Source organism: Virgibacillus xinjiangensis, assembly GCF_042643145.1.
GTDB classification, from domain to species: Bacteria; Bacillota; Bacilli; order Bacillales; family Amphibacillaceae; genus Virgibacillus_O; species Virgibacillus_O xinjiangensis.
This window is the reverse complement of the sequence record NZ_JBHRSA010000011.1, coordinates 1-2,338: the sequence shown is the minus strand read 5'-3', so window position 1 is coordinate 2,338 and position 2,338 is coordinate 1. Positions and strand designations below refer to the sequence as shown.

The 2,338-nt window shown below is 41.2% G+C and carries 2 protein-coding genes; both read right to left on the bottom strand.

What is annotated here, in order from left to right:
• Positions 1–531: 531 nt before the first annotated feature.
• The gene (locus ACFOGI_RS03930; protein ID WP_390268730.1) at positions 532–1,077 is read right to left on the bottom strand and encodes a helix-turn-helix domain-containing protein; all 546 of its coding nucleotides are present in this window, start codon (positions 1,075–1,077) and stop codon (positions 532–534) included.
• Between the two features lie 109 nt (positions 1,078–1,186).
• On the bottom strand, positions 1,187–2,092 hold the full coding sequence (locus ACFOGI_RS03925) for a hydroxymethylglutaryl-CoA lyase (protein ID WP_390268727.1): 906 nt from the start codon (positions 2,090–2,092) through the stop codon (positions 1,187–1,189).
• Between the last annotated feature and the right edge of the window lie 246 nt (positions 2,093–2,338).

The window sequence follows — 2,338 nt, the reverse complement described above, 5'->3', positions numbered from 1 at the left end:
TTTTGTTCAGTTTTCAAAGAGCAAATTGTTTCGGTCGTTTTTGAAGCGACCTAATTAATATATCATGACGAGAAGTTTGTGTCAACAACTTTTTTAATTCGTTGTTTGCGTCTTTTCTCTTCCCGGCTCGCCTTTCTTTATGGCGACCTAATTAATATATCATATGCATACAATCAAAGTCAACAGCAAATCCTTCTAAAAAATTACTTACTCTATATCCTATCGCATAGATTGGACGGTTGTGTTGCTTTAGAAATGACCTCTCTTTAAGAGGGAAACCTATAATACATGCCACAGTTAAAAAAGTCAACCGTATTTATTATTTCTTATATAACAGTATCCTCTACACACGATTATAAAACAGGAGATCATGCAAAAAACATATCAAAGGGGATACCCTATAAACCCCATTAAACACAAATCCTGGCACCCATTCTTTCGACTTACCAGTTTGGAGCCTACACAACAGCACAACAAAATTCCAAATAAAAAAGGCATACATCAGCTGCACACCCTTTTCCATTGTTCTATTCAAACTGGATTATCGATGAACAAAGTCAACACCTGTGCCCCCTCATCATTCACAGGAATAAATAAATGAGGTTTTGACCCTTGAAAATAAGCACTGTCCCCTTTTTCCATAAAATGTTTATCCCCGTCATACGATAAATAGATCGATCCTTCCAATATGTAAATGAACTCATCCTGGGAATGTGTATAAGAATCCTGCCTCAGATTCATACGCTTTGGTGTAACATGAACGATCGTCGGTTCCAGACCACTGAATTGGGAGCGGTTCGCCAACAGTTCATAGGAGTACCCCATGTTTTCATCACCTATTTTGGATTCACGCCTTGCCTTTGGCAGGAGAACAAGATCTTGTTCATACTTGTCATCCAGTACCCAAGAGAGGGGGACTTCCAATACATCACTTATTTTGGATAAGGTTGCGATAGCAGAAGCTGTTTGACCATTCTCTATTTTTGACAATAAGCTTTTGGAAATACCGCATGCATCCGCGATCTGCTGTTGAGTCTGTTTTCTTCGTAACCGCATTTCTTTTATCTTTGTTCCAATATGATTGAGATTTATGGTAACTCTCCCCTATCCCGTATGGTTGAATATAAATTAGCATAGAACAGAGAGCATTATCCGTCAAGGAGAGAGAAACCGCTTTATTCACAGGCTAAGCAGAATCCTCGTGACAAGCAAGTGATTTACTGGGGAGCTTCACCCCTAGCTTATTTTGTATGAAAATGGAGGCTTCACGGATTTTCTCTTCATTGATTCCTGTATTTATACCCATGCCGTGCAGGAGATACAGCACATCGTTGGTAGCCACATTTCCAGCAGCTCCCGGGGCATAAGGGCAGCCACCAAGCCCCCCGATTGACGTATCGAATCGGTGGATGCCGTATTGTAAGGAAGTCATGATATTAGCAATTGCCATTCCTCTTGTATCATGAAAATGCATAATGATTTTTTCTTTGGGGTAACGCGCCAAAATACCATCCAACAGTTGCTCGACTTGAGAAGGTACCGCAGTGCCAATCGTATCTCCAAGGGAGATTTCATCTATCCCTGCACCCATTAGCCGATCGCAGACCTGAATAACTTGCGCGGTAGGAATACGCCCTTCATATGGGCAATCAAAAACCGTAGATACATAACCAGTCACTCTCTTTCCCGCCTGTTTTGCTTCTGTAATAACTCTCTCCAGAACAGGGAAGGTCTCTCCAAGTGATTTATTGATATTTTTCTTATTATGCGTTTCACTCGCGGACATAAAAACCGAGGCACCATCAATGCCAGTTTCCAAAGCGTATTCCAACCCCTTCAAGTTCGGAACGAGTGCGGAATAGAATACATCCGGATTACGGAGAATCCCCTTTCCTACCTCACGTGCATCAGATAAAGAGGGAATCATCTTCGGATTGACAAAAGAAGAATACTCTATCTCCCTTACCCCTGAATTGGATAGCATATTGATCCAGGCAATTTTGTCATCGGTAGGAACCCACTTCGTCTCATTTTGGAGACCATCCCGCGGACCTACTTCTTTCAGCTCAACAAAATCCGGGCAGTCGACCATGTTAACCCCTCCTATACACAAATCGCTTCCTGTCATACGTAAAAATATATAGATTTTCTGCGTCTTATTATCCCTTATACTATAATAAGTATTCACCTTCGTATATTTATATTCAACTTTGTTGAATAAAGTGTACCGAACCGTTTACAAGATGTCAATGTTATAACAGTATTTTCTGAAAATCGAGTAGGAGGAGGTGACTAACCTCCGTCCTCTCACACCACCGTACGTACGGACCCGTATACG